12 protein-coding genes and 2 pseudogenes are annotated in these 15,681 nt (G+C 62.2%); 8 read left to right on the forward strand and 6 right to left on the reverse strand.

Translation table 11 applies throughout. From position 1 onward, the window contains the following. Positions 1-129: 129 nt before the first annotated feature. Positions 130-1,092, forward strand: a complete 963-nt coding sequence (locus tag GKC70_RS23330) for a LysR family transcriptional regulator (protein WP_342650058.1) — start codon at positions 130-132, stop codon at positions 1,090-1,092. On the opposite strand, the gene GKC70_RS23335 is transcribed toward GKC70_RS23330, so the two are convergent. Together GKC70_RS23335 and hexR are read right to left on the reverse strand one after the other, a co-directional pair. After that, entirely contained in the window at positions 1,034-1,252 is a 219-nt protein-coding gene (locus tag GKC70_RS23335; protein ID WP_029612230.1) for a hypothetical protein, read from the reverse strand. The two genes, GKC70_RS23330 and GKC70_RS23335, sit on opposite strands and share 59 nt — an antisense overlap. 104 nt (positions 1,253-1,356) lie before the next feature. After that, entirely contained in the window at positions 1,357-2,223 is an 867-nt protein-coding gene (gene hexR / locus GKC70_RS23340; protein WP_039582397.1) for a transcriptional regulator HexR, read from the reverse strand. A 105-nt stretch (positions 2,224-2,328) separates the two neighbouring features. On the opposite strand from hexR, the gene zwf reads away from it, so the two are divergent. Together zwf and GKC70_RS23350 are read left to right on the forward strand one after the other, a co-directional pair. Beyond that, complete coding sequence (gene zwf, locus GKC70_RS23345) at positions 2,329-3,771, forward strand: glucose-6-phosphate dehydrogenase (protein WP_342650059.1); 1,443 nt, start codon at positions 2,329-2,331, stop codon at positions 3,769-3,771. Between the two features lie 91 nt (positions 3,772-3,862). Further along, positions 3,863-4,159, forward strand: coding sequence for a hypothetical protein (locus GKC70_RS23350; RefSeq protein ID WP_304483130.1), 297 nt, complete (start codon positions 3,863-3,865; stop codon positions 4,157-4,159). A gap of 36 nt (positions 4,160-4,195) precedes the next feature. On the opposite strand, the pseudogene GKC70_RS23355 reads toward GKC70_RS23350, so the two are convergent. Further along, a pseudogene (locus tag GKC70_RS23355) lies at positions 4,196-6,690 on the reverse strand (EAL domain-containing protein). Between the two features lie 218 nt (positions 6,691-6,908). Between GKC70_RS23355 and uvrD the strand changes: the two are divergent. From uvrD to GKC70_RS23370, 3 genes and pseudogenes are all read left to right on the forward strand, one after another. Beyond that, positions 6,909-9,092, forward strand: a complete 2,184-nt coding sequence (gene uvrD, locus GKC70_RS23360; RefSeq protein ID WP_342650060.1) for a DNA helicase II — start codon at positions 6,909-6,911, stop codon at positions 9,090-9,092. 182 nt (positions 9,093-9,274) lie between these two features. Continuing rightward, positions 9,275-10,123 (forward strand): Tim44 domain-containing protein, encoded by an 849-nt coding sequence (locus GKC70_RS23365; protein WP_342650061.1) that lies wholly within the window; start codon positions 9,275-9,277, stop codon positions 10,121-10,123. Between the two features lie 113 nt (positions 10,124-10,236). Beyond that, positions 10,237-10,643: pseudogene (locus tag GKC70_RS23370) on the forward strand (SMI1/KNR4 family protein). Between the two features lie 76 nt (positions 10,644-10,719). Here the strand turns inward: GKC70_RS23370 and GKC70_RS23375 are convergent. After that, on the reverse strand, positions 10,720-12,480 hold the full coding sequence (locus tag GKC70_RS23375) for a cation:proton antiporter (RefSeq protein ID WP_039582384.1): 1,761 nt from the start codon (positions 12,478-12,480) through the stop codon (positions 10,720-10,722). A gap of 340 nt (positions 12,481-12,820) precedes the next feature. Here GKC70_RS23375 and GKC70_RS23380 point away from each other — a divergent pair, with 340 nt between their 5' ends. Continuing rightward, positions 12,821-13,300 carry an acyl-CoA thioesterase gene (locus GKC70_RS23380; protein ID WP_029612221.1) on the forward strand — a complete coding sequence of 160 codons (480 nt, stop codon included), beginning with the start codon at positions 12,821-12,823 and terminating at the stop codon, positions 13,298-13,300. 1 nt (position 13,301) lies between these two features. On the opposite strand, the gene pdxY is transcribed toward GKC70_RS23380, so the two are convergent. Further along, a complete protein-coding gene (pdxY, locus tag GKC70_RS23385; protein WP_342650062.1) occupies positions 13,302-14,174 on the reverse strand; it encodes a pyridoxal kinase PdxY in 873 nt (290 codons plus the stop codon). Positions 14,175-14,294: 120 nt separating this feature from the next. Here pdxY and GKC70_RS23390 point away from each other — a divergent pair, with 120 nt between their 5' ends. After that, positions 14,295-14,687 (forward strand): DUF3301 domain-containing protein, encoded by a 393-nt coding sequence (locus GKC70_RS23390; protein ID WP_342650063.1) that lies wholly within the window; start codon positions 14,295-14,297, stop codon positions 14,685-14,687. Here GKC70_RS23390 and GKC70_RS23395 read toward each other — a convergent pair whose 3' ends face one another. Then, on the reverse strand, positions 14,688-15,662 hold the full coding sequence (locus tag GKC70_RS23395; protein WP_342650064.1) for a CobW-like GTP-binding protein: 975 nt from the start codon (positions 15,660-15,662) through the stop codon (positions 14,688-14,690). It abuts the gene before it with no gap. Positions 15,663-15,681 lie beyond the last annotated feature (19 nt).

Consider the following 15,681-nt stretch of genomic DNA (forward strand, 5'->3'; position numbering starts at 1 on the left):
ACGCTGCTGGCCAGTCGCACGTTCAAAGCTAGCGCCGCTGATCGATAAACAAAAATCAATATTTGTTAGAGGCAGTATTAGCAAAAGCTTATAGTTCGGTAACAGGGTATTGCCGGGGTGTTCGGATAAATGCGTAAGTCATTGATGCGTATGACGTTGCGTCAACTGCAGATCTTCAATGAGGTGTGCGACCTGCGCTCCTACAGCCGCGCGGCCGAAGAAATGTCGCTCACGCAACCGGCCGTCAGCCTGCAAATCCGTCAGCTTGAGGAGCTGGTGGGTCAGCCGCTGTTCGAGTATGTGGGCAAGAAGTTGTACCTGACCGAAGCGGCCGAGGCACTGCAACGGGCCAGCCGGGACATCTTCGGCCGGCTGGAGAACTTCGACATGCAGCTGTCGGATATGCAGGGCTCACTGCAAGGGCAGTTGAAGCTGGCGATCGAATCCAGCGCCAAGCACTTCGTGCCTCATCTGTTCGCGGCGTTCAAGCGACGCCATCCTGAGGTCAACCTCACGCTGACCGTGGTCAATCGCGCCCAGGCGATTCGGCGGCTGTCGGACAACCGCGACGATCTGATCATCATGTCGATGGTGCCCCAGGACATGGGCCTGGAGTTCCTGCCCTTTCTCAACAACCCGATCATCGCCGTAGCGCCGCCGGATCATCCGCTGTCACAGCCCGAGCGCCTGCGCTTGCAAGATCTGGAACCTCACACCCTGCTGGTCCGCGAACAGGGTTCAGGCACGCGCAAGGCCTGCGAGAAATACTTCAAGGACAAGCGCGTGCACTTTACCCAGACCTTGGAAGTGGCGTCTGCCGAGGCTCAGCGAGAGAGCGTGATCGCCGGTCTGGGCATCGCCCTGCTGACGCGACACGCGGTGAACATGGAGTTGGCCACCGGCCTGCTGCGCGAGCTGCCGGTGGAAGAACTGCCGCTGTTTCGCAGTTGGTGCGTGGTACAAGCCAAGGCCAAGCGACAGTCGCCGGTCGCCTTGGCCTTCCTGGCGTTCATTCGCAGCGAACGGGCGACGATCAGTGGGCTGGTGGAGCGATTTTCTGGGAAGCTGCCGGCACCACTTGCCACACCGTGATGTCTTGCAATTCGGGGTAATCGGCGATTTCACGAAGCAATTGACGCTGGTCGCAATAGCTTTCGATCGCACGGCGATATTCCATGCGACGCTGATCCTTTTCAGCCTGCTTGCGAGCCTTGGCGTTGGGTTGGTACGAACCGAAGTGATCGTTTGCCATTGCCTGTCTCCCAGATCGGATGCGGGAGCTTCAGGGTGGCGAGCGCGCTTTACCGATTGGTGACAGGCCGATGAATTTTGCGGGTCGCTAGCACGCAAGCGCGCTCAGTCGTCGGTCGCCTTGATCGACTTGGGCGACAGCCGCAGGCTGCGCAAGCTGCGCTTGACGCTCTTGAGGTGATTCACCAGGCTCGGGCCACGCGCCATGGCCACGCCCATCGCCAGCACGTCGATCACCACCAGGTGGGCGATGCGTGACGTCAGCGGGGTGTAGATCTCGGTGTCTTCGTGCACATCGATGGCCAGGTTGACGGTCGACAGTTCCGCCAATGGGGTTTGGCTGGGGCACAGGGTGATGAGGTTGGCGCCGCTTTCGCGCACCAGATTCGCGGTGATCAGCAGGTCCTTGGAGCGCCCCGACTGGGAGATGCACACCGCCACGTCGCCCGGCTTGAGCGTGACCGCGGACATGGCCTGCATGTGCGGGTCCGAATAGGCCGCCGCACTGAGCAACAAGCGGAAGAACTTGTGCTGAGCGTCGGCGGCCACCGCGCCTGATGCACCGAAACCGTAGAACTCCACGCGCTGGGCTTGGGCCATGGCACTGACCGCCTGCTGGAGGGCCTGCGGGTCGAGGTGCTCGCGCACCTCCATCAGCGTGTGCAGCGTAGTGTCGAAGATCTTCAGGCTGTAGTCGGCCACCGAGTCGTCTTCATGGATGGCGAACTGTCCAAAGCTGGCGCCCGCCGCCAGGCTCTGCGCCAACTTGAGCTTGAGATCCTGGAACCCGGAGCAGCCAATGGCCCGGCAGAAACGCACGATGGTCGGCTCGCTGATGCCGACGTTATGCGCCAGATCGGCCATTGAGCTGTGCATGACGGCAGCCGGATCGAGCAGCACATGGTCGGCCACTTTCAGTTCCGATTTGCGCAGCAGATGGCGCGATTGGGCGATGTGTTGCAACAGATTCACAGGCTTGACTCGGTTATGATCGGCTGACCGGGGATGTAGCTATCTTGTAGTTATACTACATGACCGGCGGACCGCCCAGCTAAACGAACATGGGAGCGTGGTGGCTTGAGTATTCCCTGCGACATCTTGGTTTTCGGCGGTACTGGCGATCTGGCCCTGCGCAAGCTGCTGCCGGCGCTCTATCAGTTGTATCGCCAAAACCGCCTGCACAATGCCGTACGCATCATCGCCCTGGCCCGCCAGCCACTGTCGCGTCGCGACTACCTCAAGCGCGTCGAGCGTCATGGCCGGGCGCAGATCGCCCCTGCCGACTTCGACGACGAACTGTGGCGACGCTTCTGCGCGCGCCTGGACTACTTCGCCATGGACGCCGCCCAAGGCGCCGACTTCGTCCGCCTGGCCCGCTATCTTGGCGAACCGGGTGGCCTCACGCGAATCTTCTACCTGGCCACCGCGCCCAGTCTGTTTGCCTCGATCGCCGGCCACCTGCGCCTGGCAGGCCTGGCCGACCCGGAAGCGCGCATCGTGCTGGAAAAGCCCATCGGCCATTCGCTGGCGTCGGCCCAAGCGATCAATCAGGCCATCGGTGCTGTATTCGAGGAATCCCAGGTGTTTCGCATCGATCACTACTTGGGCAAGGAAACCGTGCAGAACCTCATGGCCCTGCGTTTCGCCAACGCCCTGCTGGAGCCGGTGTGGCGCAACGCGCAGGTCGATCATGTGCAGATCAGCGTGTGCGAAACCCTCGGCGTGGAGAATCGCGGTGCCTACTACGATCGCGCCGGCGCCACCCGCGACATGCTGCAGAACCACCTGCTGCAGTTGCTGTGCCTGGTGGCCATGGAGCCTCCGGCGCAGTTCGAGGCCGAGGCCGTGCGCGACGAGAAGGTGAAGATCCTGCGCGCCCTGCGTCCACTCGGCGACCAGGACGTGCAGGACCAGACCGTACGCGGGCAGTACAGCGCCGGTCGAATCGGAGGTCAGGAGGTGCCGGCCTACTACTTCGAAAAAGACGTGGACCACGACAGCGACACCGAAACCTTCGTCGCCGTCCAGGCGCACATCGAGAACTGGCGCTGGGCCGGGGTGCCGTTCTACCTGCGTACCGGCAAGCGCATGGCGCGGCGTTCATCGCAGATCGTCATCCAGTTCAAGCCGGTGCCCCACGCGCTGTTCGCCGGTGAACAGGTCAACCAGTTGCTGATCCGGCTGCAACCCGAAGAGCGCATCAGCCTGCGCATGATGACCAAACGGCCTGGAAAGGGCATGCACCTGGCTCCGGTCGACCTGGACCTGAACCTGGCCCAGGCGTTCGGCCACACCCGCCGCTGGGACGCCTATGAGCGCCTGCTGCTGGATATCCTGGAAGGCGATTCCACCCTGTTCATGCGCCGCGACGAGGTGGAAGCGGCCTGGGCCTGGATCGACCCGATCCTCAAGGGCTGGGAAGCGCACTTCCAGGCGCCCCGCCCTTACCCGGCCGGCAGTAACGGGCCGGAACAGGCCAACAGCCTGCTGGCGAACCAGGGAAGGCAGTGGCATGACTGAAATCTTTCGTCCTGCAATCGCGACCTGCCAAGGCGCATCGTTGCGCTGAAGCGACGCATGCCGCGTAACGCCCATTGCAGGAAAAACCCTCATGACCGAATCGAAGCATTGGACTGCAACACAAACCGACACATTGCTGCGCGTTGAAGCCACAGTCACCGTGGCCAACCCAGGAGTCACCCCGCTGCTGGTGCCATCGCGCATTCAGGACAGGTCATCCAACTTGAATCTGGATCTGGTCCTGGAGCAGGAGGACGGGATTCACCTCGCGGTGATGACTGACAAACCGGTGGTGTTCGAAAAAGACTTCGGCTACCCGGTACGCCTGGTCGTCGTCCTCCACGACGGTAAGGCAATCGAAACCTTGCGCGTGAACGCGCAGAACTGACGCGGCCGACCCATTGCGGGAACGACTCGCCGACGGTCATTGCTGCAGCAGTTTCTCGAAAGCCTCGGCCTCCAATGGACGACTGATTAAGTAACCCTGGACTTCGTCGCAACCCTGCTCACGCAGGAACGACAATTGCTCTGGGGTTTCCACGCCCTCGGCCACCACTTCGAGCCCCAGACTCTTGGCCATGCCGATGATCGCCCGGATGATCGCGGCATCCTGATTGCCCTCATGCAGGCCGCGGATGAACGCCTGGTCGATCTTCACGTAATCCACCGGGAAGCGCTTCAGGTAGCTCAGCGACGAATAGCCCGTGCCGAAGTCATCGATCGCCAGCTTCACCCCTAGCGCATGCAATTGTTCGAACGTGGTAATGATGTGCTCGACGTTGTCGAGCAACTGGCTTTCGGTGAGTTCCAGTTCCAGTAGATGCGGCGCCAACCCGGTCTCTTCCAGTACCTGACGGACCAGACTGACCACCTTGCCCTGGCGCAACTGGTACACCGAAAGGTTCACCGAGACCCGGATGTCTCGGCCCTGGCGCAACCATTCGCACGCTTGCCAGCACGCCTGGCGCAGGACGAATTCGCCCATCGGCGCGATCAGCCCGGTTTCTTCCGCCAGCCCGATGAATTCGCTGGGCGGCACCATGCCCCACTGCGGATGCTGCCAACGTACCAGCGCTTCGGCCGCATTCAGACGGCCACTGCTCAGGCACATCTTGGGTTGGTAGAACACCCGCAATTGGTTCTCGACCAAGGCCTTGCGCAAGTGGTTCTCCAGTTGCAGGCGCTCCAGCGTGCTGGCGCGCAGGCTCTCGGTGTAGAACTGGAAACAGTCACCGCCCAAGTGCTTGGCGTGCTGCTTGGCCATATCAGCCTGGTTGAGCAGCGCCTCAAGGTCGCAGGAAGGATCCGTCAGCAGGCTGATCCCCACCGAGGCACTGACCACCACTTCGTGGTCACCCAACTGCTGCGGGACACGCAGCTTGTCGAGCAGGCGCGTGGTGACCCGAACCAGGCTCGACAAATGGCTGTAGCCATCGAACAGCACCACGAATTCGTCACCCGATATACGCGCCACCGTATCGGCCTCGGGTACTGCGTTGGCCAGACGTCGCGCCATCTGCCTGAGCAATTGGTCGGCCAGCGCCTGACCTAGGCTTTCATTGAGCAGCTTGAAGCGGTCCAGGTCCACGTGCAGCAGGGCCAAGGTGCGGCCGTTGAGCCGAACACGCTGGCGTGCCTGGTCCAGGCGCAGGCGTAACAGCATGCGGTTGGCCAGTCCAGTGAGTTCATCGTAATGAGCCAGATGACGCAAACGCTCCTCCGACTGACGGCGCGTCGACAGGTCGGTGCAGAACGCAACGATGTTGCTGAGCCTGCCGTTGCCGTCGTGCACCCCGTTGAGCTGCAACCACTGAGGGTACAACTCACCATTGCTACGTGCCTCGACCAGTTCACCCTGCCAACGGCCTTGCTGTTGCAACGCTTCGCGGATCGACTCGCTGTGACGCTGCGCATCGCGGCTGCTCGGCAGTTGCAACAGGTTGCACGACAGCAACTCTTCGCGAGAGTGGCCGGTGAGTGTGCAATAGGGCTGGTTCACCGCCAGCACCTGGAAGTGTGCGTCGAGGATGGCGATGCCCTCGCTGGCGGCCTCGAACACCGTGGCGGCCAGGCGTTGCTGCTCCTCATGCACAGCCAGGCGTTGCGCGCTGGCGCCCAGTGCCTGATGCGCGAGGTCCAGCTCACGGCCACGTTCGCTCACCCGCTGCTCCAGGCAGTGCTGGGCATGACGTAGCTGCGTTTCGACCTGACGGCGCTGCTTGACCTCCTCACTCAGCGCCAGGTTCAACCGCTCGCCCTGGCGCTGTGCCTGCTGCAGATGTTCGATCAACGCCTGGTTCTGGAAGCGTCGCAACAGACCGTTTTCGATCAGCCGATTGATCTGCCAAGCCACCACGAACAGCGCGCCCAAGAGAATCAGACCCAGCCAACCCCAGCCGCGCTGCGCGCCATCCTCGTAGATGAAGAGAAAGCCGATCGGCGGCAGCAGCCCCGGCAGCACGAAACTGAGAAAGGCGGGCAGACTCACCGCATAGGCGACGCTGGCCGACAGCGCCGCAGCGCCCAGCAAGCCGAACACCCAGGCCTGCTGGACGAAGCTATCCACCGGCACCAAGGCGAGCGCGGCACAGGCCAGGGTCAGCCCACTGAAGGCAGATCCCCGAGAAACAGTCGCCACCAATTCGGTTGCGCCTGCCGTGGCGCAGGCGCCGCCTCGAAGGCCGCCACCTGAATGACGCGCAGACCCACCAACGCCAGGAGCCAGAGCGTCCACACACACACCAACAGGTAGCGGGCCGGACTCCATAGCAGCCAGGCACACAGCAGGCCGTTGAGCAACATGAGCAGAGTGGGTAGCAAGGAGCCTTGATACAGCAGGCGGGTGCGCTCGATGGAGAGCTCGGTTGCGAATTGCCTGCGAACGCGCTTCGTCTTGTCGGGTAATGCGTCGATCACCATGCAATTCTGGGTCATATGGCAGTGTTCTTGTAATGGTCAGCCGCTAACGGTCACGGAGAATACACAACACCGCCTGCTGGCCAAACTGCTGTACGTCATGTTTTCACAACAGCCCTGTCCTTTGTCCGCTGCCCCTTGCCGATGAACGGCCCGCCGCAATGCCCGAGATTTATCAGCAACGCGTTTGCCCCCGCCCCGCGCGCCCCTAGAATGGCCGGATGCACACTGATGACCTCTCCCTCCTGCTCAATTCCCTCAACGATGCCCAGCGCCAGGCCGTAGCCGCTGCGCGTGGCCGTCAACTGGTGCTGGCTGGCGCCGGCTCCGGCAAGACCCGCGTGCTGGTGCACCGCATCGCCTGGCTGATCCAGGTCGAGCAGGCCTCGCCGCACTCCATCCTGTCGGTGACGTTCACCAACAAGGCGGCGGCCGAGATGCGCCACCGCATCGAGCAGTTGCTGGGCATCAACCCGGCCGGTATGTGGGTCGGCACCTTTCACGGCCTGGCGCACCGCCTGCTGCGTGCCCATTGGCAGGAAGCGCGGCTGACGCAGAACTTCCAGATTCTCGACAGCGACGACCAGCAGCGCCTGGTCAAACGCGTGATCCGCGAAATGGGTCTGGACGAGCAACGCTGGCCCGCTCGCCAGGCCCAGTGGTTCATCAACGGGCAAAAGGACGAAGGCCTGCGCCCGCAGCACATCCAGCCAGGCGGCGACCTGTTCCTGGCCACCATGCGTGGCATCTACGAAGCTTACGAACAGGCCTGCGAACGCGCCGGTGTTATCGATTTCTCCGAGCTGCTGCTGCGCGCCCTGGACCTGTGGCGCGACCACCCTGGCCTGCTGGAGCACTATCAGCGCCGCTTCCGTCACGTGCTGGTGGACGAGTTCCAGGACACCAACGCCGTGCAGTACGCCTGGTTGCGCCTGTTGGCCGCAGGCGGCGACAGCCTGATGGCGGTGGGCGACGACGACCAGTCCATCTATGGCTGGCGCGGGGCCAAGATCGAGAACATCCATCAGTACACCGCCGACTTCCCCGATGCCGAGCTGATCCGCCTGGAGCAGAACTACCGCTCCACGGGCGGCATTCTCAAAGCAGCCAACGCCTTGATCGCCAATAACAGTGGGCGTCTGGGCAAGGAACTGTGGACCGACCTGGGCGAAGGCGAACCCATCACGCTGTATGCGGCCTACAACGAGCACGACGAAGCACGCTACGTGGTCGAGAGCATCGAGCGCGTGATCAAGGACGGCCACTCACGCAATGACATTGCCATCCTCTATCGCTCCAACGCCCAGTCGCGGGTGCTCGAAGAGGCCCTGCTGCGCGAGCGTATTCCCTACCGCATCTATGGCGGCCAGCGCTTCTTCGAACGCGCCGAGATCAAGAACGCCATGGCCTACCTGCGCCTGCTCGAAGGGCGCGGCAACGACGCAGCCTTGGAGCGGGTCATCAACGTGCCACCACGCGGTATCGGCGAAAAAACCGTCGAGGCCATCCGCGAGCACGCTCGTCACAGCCAGTCGTCGATGTGGGATGCCATGTGCCAGTTGCTCGCCGCCAAAGCCCTCAAGGGTCGCGCGGCAAGCGCGCTGGGCGGCTTCATCGAATTGATGGAGAACCTCGCGGCCAAGGTCAGCGAGATGCCGCTGCACACGATGACCCAGACCGTGATCGAGCAATCCGGGCTGATCGTCTATCACCAGGAAGAGAAAGGCGAGAAGGGCCAGGCGCGGGTGGAAAACCTTGAAGAACTGGTCAGCGCCGCGCGCAACTTCGAGACCAGCGAAGACGACGGCGACCTGTCGCCGCTGTCCGCCTTCCTCGGCCACGCTTCGCTCGAAGCAGGCGATGCCCAGGCCGACGAGCACGAAGACAGCGTGCAATTGATGACCCTGCACAGTGCCAAAGGCCTTGAGTTCCCCTATGTGTTCCTGGTCGGCCTGGAAGAAGGGCTGTTCCCGCACAAGATGAGCCTGGAAGAGCCGGGACGTCTGGAAGAAGAGCGCAGGCTGGCGTATGTCGGTATCACGCGGGCCATGCGCCAGTTGATCATGTCCTACGCCGAAACGCGCCGTCTGTATGGCAGTGAGACGTACAACAAGGTGTCACGCTTCGTTCGGGAAATTCCGGCCGGGCTGGTTCAGGAGGTGCGCCTGTCCAACTCGGTCAGTCGCCCCTTCGGCGGCGCTCAGACCCAGGCCAGCAGCCTGTTCGCCAATGCCGCGATCCCGCAGACCGCCTTCAGCCTCGGGCAGCGGGTTCAGCACTCGGTATTCGGCGAGGGCGTGATCCTCAACTTCGAAGGGTCCGGCGCCCAAGCGCGGGTGCAGGTGAATTTCGACGAAGGCAGCAAATGGTTGATGCTGGGGTACGCCAAGCTGGAAGCGATCTGAGGGCAAAGGGATCTCAGTGAGGTTCCTTTTTCAGACAACCTTTCCAGACTCTACCTACAGACTCTTCCAGACGTCGCCCTGCCCGCCAGGCAAAAGCTCGAAACATTCTTACGCTGGCCTTGTCTGTCAGATCATGTGCACCATGACGCGCGTGCAATCCACAAAACGGGAAATCCCATCTTATGCAACGTTTTCTTAGCATCGCACTGGCGCTCTGCGTCGGCCTGACGCTGAGCCTCGACGCCAATGCCAAGCGCTTCGGCGGTGGCAAGAGCTCGGGCGCAGCGCCCATGCACCAGACCCGCCAGGCCTCCCCCACTACGCCTGCCGCCACGCCAACCGCTCCGGGCCGCGCCCCGGCCGCTGCCAGCGGTGCTTCGCGCTGGCTGGGTCCATTGGCCGGTATCGCTGCTGGTGGCCTGCTGGCCTCCATGTTCATGGGCGATGGCTTCCAGGGCATGCAGATCTTCGACTTCCTGATCATGGGCTTGATCGCCTTCCTGGTCTTCCGCTTCATCGCCGCACGTCGCCGTCAGCAGCAGCCACAGGCTGCGGGTCACGCGCCGTACCAGCGTGAAGTACAGCCACAAGCGCAGCAGCCTGCCCAGTCGATCTTCGGCGGTTCGGCCGCACCGGTCGCCTCGCCGGTGATCAACGCCCCGGCCTGGTTCAACGAGCAAAACTTCCTGGCCGCCGCGCGCAACCATTTCCAGACCCTGCAGCAGCACTGGGACGCGAACGAGATGGACAAGATCGCCGAGTTCGTCACCCCGCAGATGCTTGAGTTCCTCAAGCGCGAGCGCGCCGAACAAGGTGATGGCTTCCAGTCCACCTATATCGACGACCTCGACGTGCAACTGGACGGCGTCGAAGACCGTGCCGACAAGACCGTCGCGACCTTGACCTTCCGTGGCGTGTCGAAGAACTCTCGCTTCGATCAAGGCGAAGCCTTCAGCGAAAGCTGGCACATGGAGCGTGCACAGGGCGAGAACCAGCCCTGGATGCTGGCCGGTATCCGCCAGAACGGCTGATTCCGATCTGCAGCACAAAAACCCCGGACCTGTTCCGGGGTTTTTGCTTTTGCCGTAGCGGGCTACTAGGGTATAAACCGCAGCGTTGTCATCAAGGCCAGAGGAAGTGAAACGTGGAAGAAGTGATCGAACAACTCCGTGAAGCCAACGAGCCGGTACCGGTCCCCTCGAGCTTCCCGATGAAGACCAACTGGTCGAGATCGAGGAAGAGCTGTTCATCAATATCCCCTTCGTCTTCAAAGAGTTCCTGCTCACGGTCAGTGACGTGGTCTACGGGTCTCTCGAACCGGTCACCGTCACTGACCCGCAATCGCACACCTACCTGCCCGACGTCGCCGCCAACGCCTGGGACGCCGGTGTACCGCGTGACCTGATTCCGTTGTGCCAGGACGGCGACAATTACTACTGCGTCGAAGAAGACGGCACCGTGGTGCTGTGGGACGGCGACGAAGAGATCGTTGGGGAAGATAGCTGGGAGTCGGTGTGGCACTGGGCGCGGGACGTCTGGCTGGAAAGCTGAGCCTGCTGAGCGACCCGCTTCTGACACGGCGAAGGCCTTACCCTCGCCGCGTCGGAACAAGCGACACCGCAACCAATCAGTGCGAGTGGTCGCGGCTGTTTTCCAGGGTTTCCAACAATGCCACCTGCATGCGTGTATGCATGCGCACGAACCAGCGCCAGAGCAGCGCCACCACCACCGCAGCCACCACCGCGATGATCAGCAGCAGTTCGCTGGTCGGCAGAATGCTGGCCGACAAGGCCGACAGCAGCAGGAAGATGACCAGCAGCGACAGCAATGGAATCACCTCGGCGATGACCCGCCGCACTCGCTGGGTGTGGCGCCCGGCCATTTCCGGCTTGACGCCCATCTCCGCCAGCAACATCGACAGCGCCTTGAGCTTGCGGTAGGCCGCGATCAGGAAGGGCAGCGACAGCAGCAGCGCGGCGCCCCAGATCAGCGCTTTCTGTTGCCCCACATCGCCGATCCATTCGCTGAGCCACGCGCCAATGCGCACGGCGAAGTAACCGCCACTGAAGAAAATCGCGATCACCAGCGCCAGGTTCACCCCAACCTGCAACAGAATGCGCCGGATCATCGCCGCCAGCATGGCGCCCTCACCTTGCGGCTGAATGCTGCGCAGCCACTCGCCGTACAACGACAGCACCCTGGACAGGCGCTGCGGGACGACCTTGCCCAGACGAATGGACAGCGGATCGGCCGCTCGGATCAGGTAAGGCGTCAGTAAGGTGGTGATGGCCGAGACGGCGACCGCCACCGGGTAGAGGAAGTCGCTGGTGACCTGCAATGTCATGCCCAGCGCCGCGATGATGAAGGAAAATTCTCCGATCTGTGACAACCCCATGCCCACCCGCAACGAGGTACGCCCGTCGTTACCGGCGATGAAGGCGCCCATGCCGCACGAAAGCATCTTGCCGAGCACCACGGCCAGGGTAATCACCACGATCGGCCAGGCATACTCGACCAGCACGTGAGGGTCGATCATCAGACCAATGGCGACGAAGAAGATGGCGCTGAACAGGTCACGGACCGGCTCGATGAGGCGCTCGATCTTCAGCAACTGGCGCGATTCGGCCATGATCGCGCCGATCAGGAAGGCGCCCAGCACCATGCTGTACTCGAGCTTGACCACCAGCAGACAGAAGCCGAAACACAGGCCGAGTACGGTGATCAGCAACATCTCGTTGCTTTCGAACTTGGCCACATAGGCCAATAGCCGTGGCACCAGCAGAATGCCGATGACCAGGGCGACGATCATGAACAGCGACAGCTTGCCGACGGTCGAGAACACTTCGCCGGAACTTACCGAACCGCTGACCGCGATGCCCGACAGCAGTGCGATGATGCCGATGCCGAGGATGTCCTCGACGATGAGCACACCGAAGATCAGTTGAGCGAAGCGCTCGTTCTTCATCTTCAGGTCATTGAGCGCCTTGACGATGATGGTGGTCGAGGAAATCGCCAGGATGGCGCCGAGGAACAGCGAATCCATGGTGTTCCAGCCGAACCAGCGGCCGATTTCGAAGCCGATCCAGATCATCAGCACGATCTCGAGGAACGCGGCGATGAAGGCCGTGGCACCGACCTTGAACAGCTTGCGCAGGCTGAACTCCAGGCCCAGGCAGAACATCAGGAAGATCACCCCGAGCTCGGCCAGGGTCTTGATGGTGTCTTCGTCGTGGATAAGGCCGAACGGCGGGGTATGGGGGCCGATGATGAAGCCGGCAACGATGTAGCCCAGTACGACCGGCTGACGCAGCCGGTGGAAAAGAATGGTTACCACCCCTGCGACCAGCATGATCACGGCCAGATCCTGGATGAAGCTTATGGCATGCATGGCGTGGCACTCCTTTTATCAACGCACGGTTGTATCGACGCATGAGGCAAATCGCCGCTCGGCCAGGCGACACCTGAGCGAACGGCAAGTACAGATTGTGTTGATCGGCGGTACGCCCATGTTGCATGGGCGTACTCAGGGTAACATTGCGTCCGTCGATCGAACGGCGATGCAATATGCAGAAACAGATCGGCCAGACCGCGCCCAGTAATGGCATGATCGGCGTGACGGCGGACCGCTCGCAGACGTCCGTAACCACGATAGGAAACTTCATCGAAGGGGTTTAGAAGTGTCTGGAGATACCCACCCCGTTTCAGCGCAACCACACCGTGAGCACTCTATGGAACCCGGCAACGCCCAGCTGACCATGACCGTCCTGATGACGCCAGACATGGCCAACTTTTCTGGCAACGTACATGGCGGCACACTGCTGAAATACCTGGACGAAGTGGCGTATGCCTGCGCCAGCCGTTATGCCGGCACCTATGTGGTGACCCTGTCGGTGGACCAGGTGATTTTCCGCGAACCGGTGCACGTCGGCGAGCTGGTGACCTTCCTCGCCTCGGTCAACTACACCGGCAACACCTCCATGGAGGTGGGCATCAAGGTGGTGACCGAGAACATCCGCGAGCGCTCGGTGCGTCACTCAAACAGCTGTTTCTTCACCATGGTGGCCGTGGACGACAATCGCCGTCCGGTGCAAGTCCCCGCACGCCAGCCGCAAAGCAGCGAAGAAAAGCGCCGGTTCCTGCAGGGTCAGCAGCGCCGGCAGATCCGCCAAGAGCTGGAGAAGCGCTATCAGGATTTGAAGACCGAGTGACCTACCACTCGAGTGCCTGCGCCTCGAAGCGTACCCGTGGGTGCGCAATGCGGTCCTGAGCGCGCACCAGTTGCAGCTCGTAGCTGGCGCAGGCCTGGGTTTCCAGCAACACCTCGTGCACAGCCGCTGCGGTGAACTCGAACGCCTGTACCCAGGTGTCGCCGAGCAGCACGCGCGCCAGGAACAGCCCTGAGGTGAGATCGCCGACCCCAACCGGCTGACGCGGGAATGCCAGCAGTGGCCGACGCAGGTGCCAGCTCTGCTCACGCGTCACCAGCAGCATTTCGAAGGCATCGTCGGCACGCCCTGGGTAGGCCAGGTGCTTGACCAGCACCACTTGTGGCCCACGCGCCAGCAGGCTACGCGCCATGGCCACGCAGTCTTCCAGCGACTGCGCGCGGCGCCCGCAGAAACTGTCCAGCTCCAGTTGGTTCGGGCACAGGATGTCGGCCGCCGCCGCCGCTTGGTCGAGCAGGAAGTCGCTGACCTCTTGCGGCACGATACAGCCCTTTTCAGGGTGCCCCATGACCGGGTCGCACAGATACAGCGCGCGCGGATTCACCGCCTTGATCCGCTGCACCCCAGCAAGGATGGCCCGGCCCTGCTCGGCGCTCCCCAGGTAACCGGAGAGCACCGCATCGCAATTGCCCAGCTCACCGATGTTGCAAATGCCTTCCACCAACGCGGGAATTTGCGCAGGCGCGAGCACTTCTCCTGCCCACTGACCATACTGAGTGTGGTTGGAGAACTGCACGGTATTGAGCGGCCAGACATTCACGCCAATGCGCTGCATGGGGAACACCGCAGCGCTGTTTCCGGCATGTCCAAAAACCACATGGGACTGGATGGCGAGCAAGTGCGGCGTACGTTTCATGCAGGAGATTTCCGAAGCTGTGTGGATAAGTGAAGACCGAGCAGTATGAACCTTAAAGCCACCTGTACGACAGGCCAGCGACGCAGTTAAGCTGCGCCCACCTGTCTGGAGCCTATTGAAATGTTGACCCTGGAGAACCTGTTCGTCCTGATGCTGTTGGCGACGGCTGGCGCCTGGCTGTGGCATAACCACGGCTTGCGCGAGAAGGCACTCGAGCGGGTCAAGCAGCATTGCGCCAAGCTCGACCTGGAACTGCTCGACGACGCCGTGGCGCTCAAACGCATCGGCTTCGTGCGTGACGCCAAGGGCCGCAAGCGCCTGGCACGTATCTATGCCTTCGAGTTCACGGTCACCGGAGAGCAACGGCATCCTGTTAGCGTGACCCAGTTCGGTGCCCACACGATGCAGATCGAACTGGCGCCTTATCCGTTCGAGATCAACACGGCGCCGCGCGGCGACAACGTCATCGAAATGCAGCAGTGGCGCCAGGAACACAACCGCTGGCGCAACTGATCACGCGCTCAACTGGCAGCGCGCCATGGCAGCTTGCAGCGCCTCCAAGGCCTGCGGGTGATCGAAGATCAGTTCGAGGCGGGAATCCTTGCGCCACTCGCTCGAACGCCAGTCCTGCAGTTCGCCGTTCAATCCATTGAACGAACGCCATCCTTGGCCGCTGTGGATAACCCCTTTGGCCCGCTTCCAAGGCCAGTGCCGGAGCGCGTCGCTCAACAGCGCTTCATCCAAACGTTGAGTAGGGTGCCAACGCCAACCCACGCTCCAGCCGCCCTCGCCTTGCTGGGCAAGGCAAATGGGGCGTTCAGGATCTATCCACAGGGCTGGCAACGCCGGCGGTGAACTGTCCACAGGCAAAGGGCTGGGCGCCACGAGGCACGATGGATTCGCGAATGAAGCCGGAAGATCGCTGAGATCGAGCTTGCCCTGATCGGTCCAGATACCGCGCTGGTCGGCAAATCGAGAACTTATCAACAGGCGAGAGGCGTCATCCACAGAGGCCGATTTATTGAAGATCAACACGCCCGCCTTCAGCTGCGCTTGCAGTTGGGCTTCGGCAAGCAACTCGCCGCGGGCCAGCGCCTGGGCATCCATCACCATGACCAGAGGCCGGACATCCAGCACACCTGTCCAGGGAGCCTGAGTGAGCTGGTCCAGCAGTTGCAGCGGGTGGCCTAAGCCAGAAGGCTCGATGAATAGCCGGTCTGGCTTGGCACTGCGCAACAGGCGACTCAATCCGACCTGGAAGGGCACGCCATTGACGCAACACAGACACCCTCCCGCCACCTCACCGATGGCCACGCCCGTCTCGTCGCGGCTGAGCAGTGCGGCATCCAGACCAATCTGGCCAAACTCGTTGACCAGCACTGCCCAGCGCTCGTGCGCCGGACGCTGGCTCATCAGATGACGGATCAACGTGGTTTTGCCAGCGCCCAGCGGGCCGGCGATCACATGGGTCGGAATATGCTGCAACATGGTGCGGTGTCGAACCGAA

Source organism: Pseudomonas sp. REB1044 (genome assembly GCF_038813925.1).
GTDB classification, from domain to species: Bacteria; Pseudomonadota; Gammaproteobacteria; order Pseudomonadales; family Pseudomonadaceae; genus Aquipseudomonas; species Aquipseudomonas boreofloridensis.

Coding starts and splice junctions, on each gene's coding strand:
- GKC70_RS23330 (WP_342650058.1), top strand. CDS start 130: ATGCGTAAGTCATTGATGCGTATGACGTTGCGTCAACTGCAGATCTTC.
- GKC70_RS23335 (WP_029612230.1), bottom strand. CDS start 1,252: ATGGCAAACGATCACTTCGGTTCGTACCAACCCAACGCCAAGGCTCGC.
- GKC70_RS23350 (WP_304483130.1), top strand. CDS start 3,863: ATGACCGAATCGAAGCATTGGACTGCAACACAAACCGACACATTGCTG.
- uvrD (WP_342650060.1), top strand. CDS start 6,909: ATGCACACTGATGACCTCTCCCTCCTGCTCAATTCCCTCAACGATGCC.
- GKC70_RS23365 (WP_342650061.1), top strand. CDS start 9,275: ATGCAACGTTTTCTTAGCATCGCACTGGCGCTCTGCGTCGGCCTGACG.
- GKC70_RS23375 (WP_039582384.1), bottom strand. CDS start 12,480: ATGCATGCCATAAGCTTCATCCAGGATCTGGCCGTGATCATGCTGGTC.
- GKC70_RS23380 (WP_029612221.1), top strand. CDS start 12,821: ATGGAACCCGGCAACGCCCAGCTGACCATGACCGTCCTGATGACGCCA.
- pdxY (WP_342650062.1), bottom strand. CDS start 14,174: ATGAAACGTACGCCGCACTTGCTCGCCATCCAGTCCCATGTGGTTTTT.
- GKC70_RS23390 (WP_342650063.1), top strand. CDS start 14,295: ATGTTGACCCTGGAGAACCTGTTCGTCCTGATGCTGTTGGCGACGGCT.
- GKC70_RS23395 (WP_342650064.1), bottom strand. CDS start 15,662: ATGTTGCAGCATATTCCGACCCATGTGATCGCCGGCCCGCTGGGCGCT.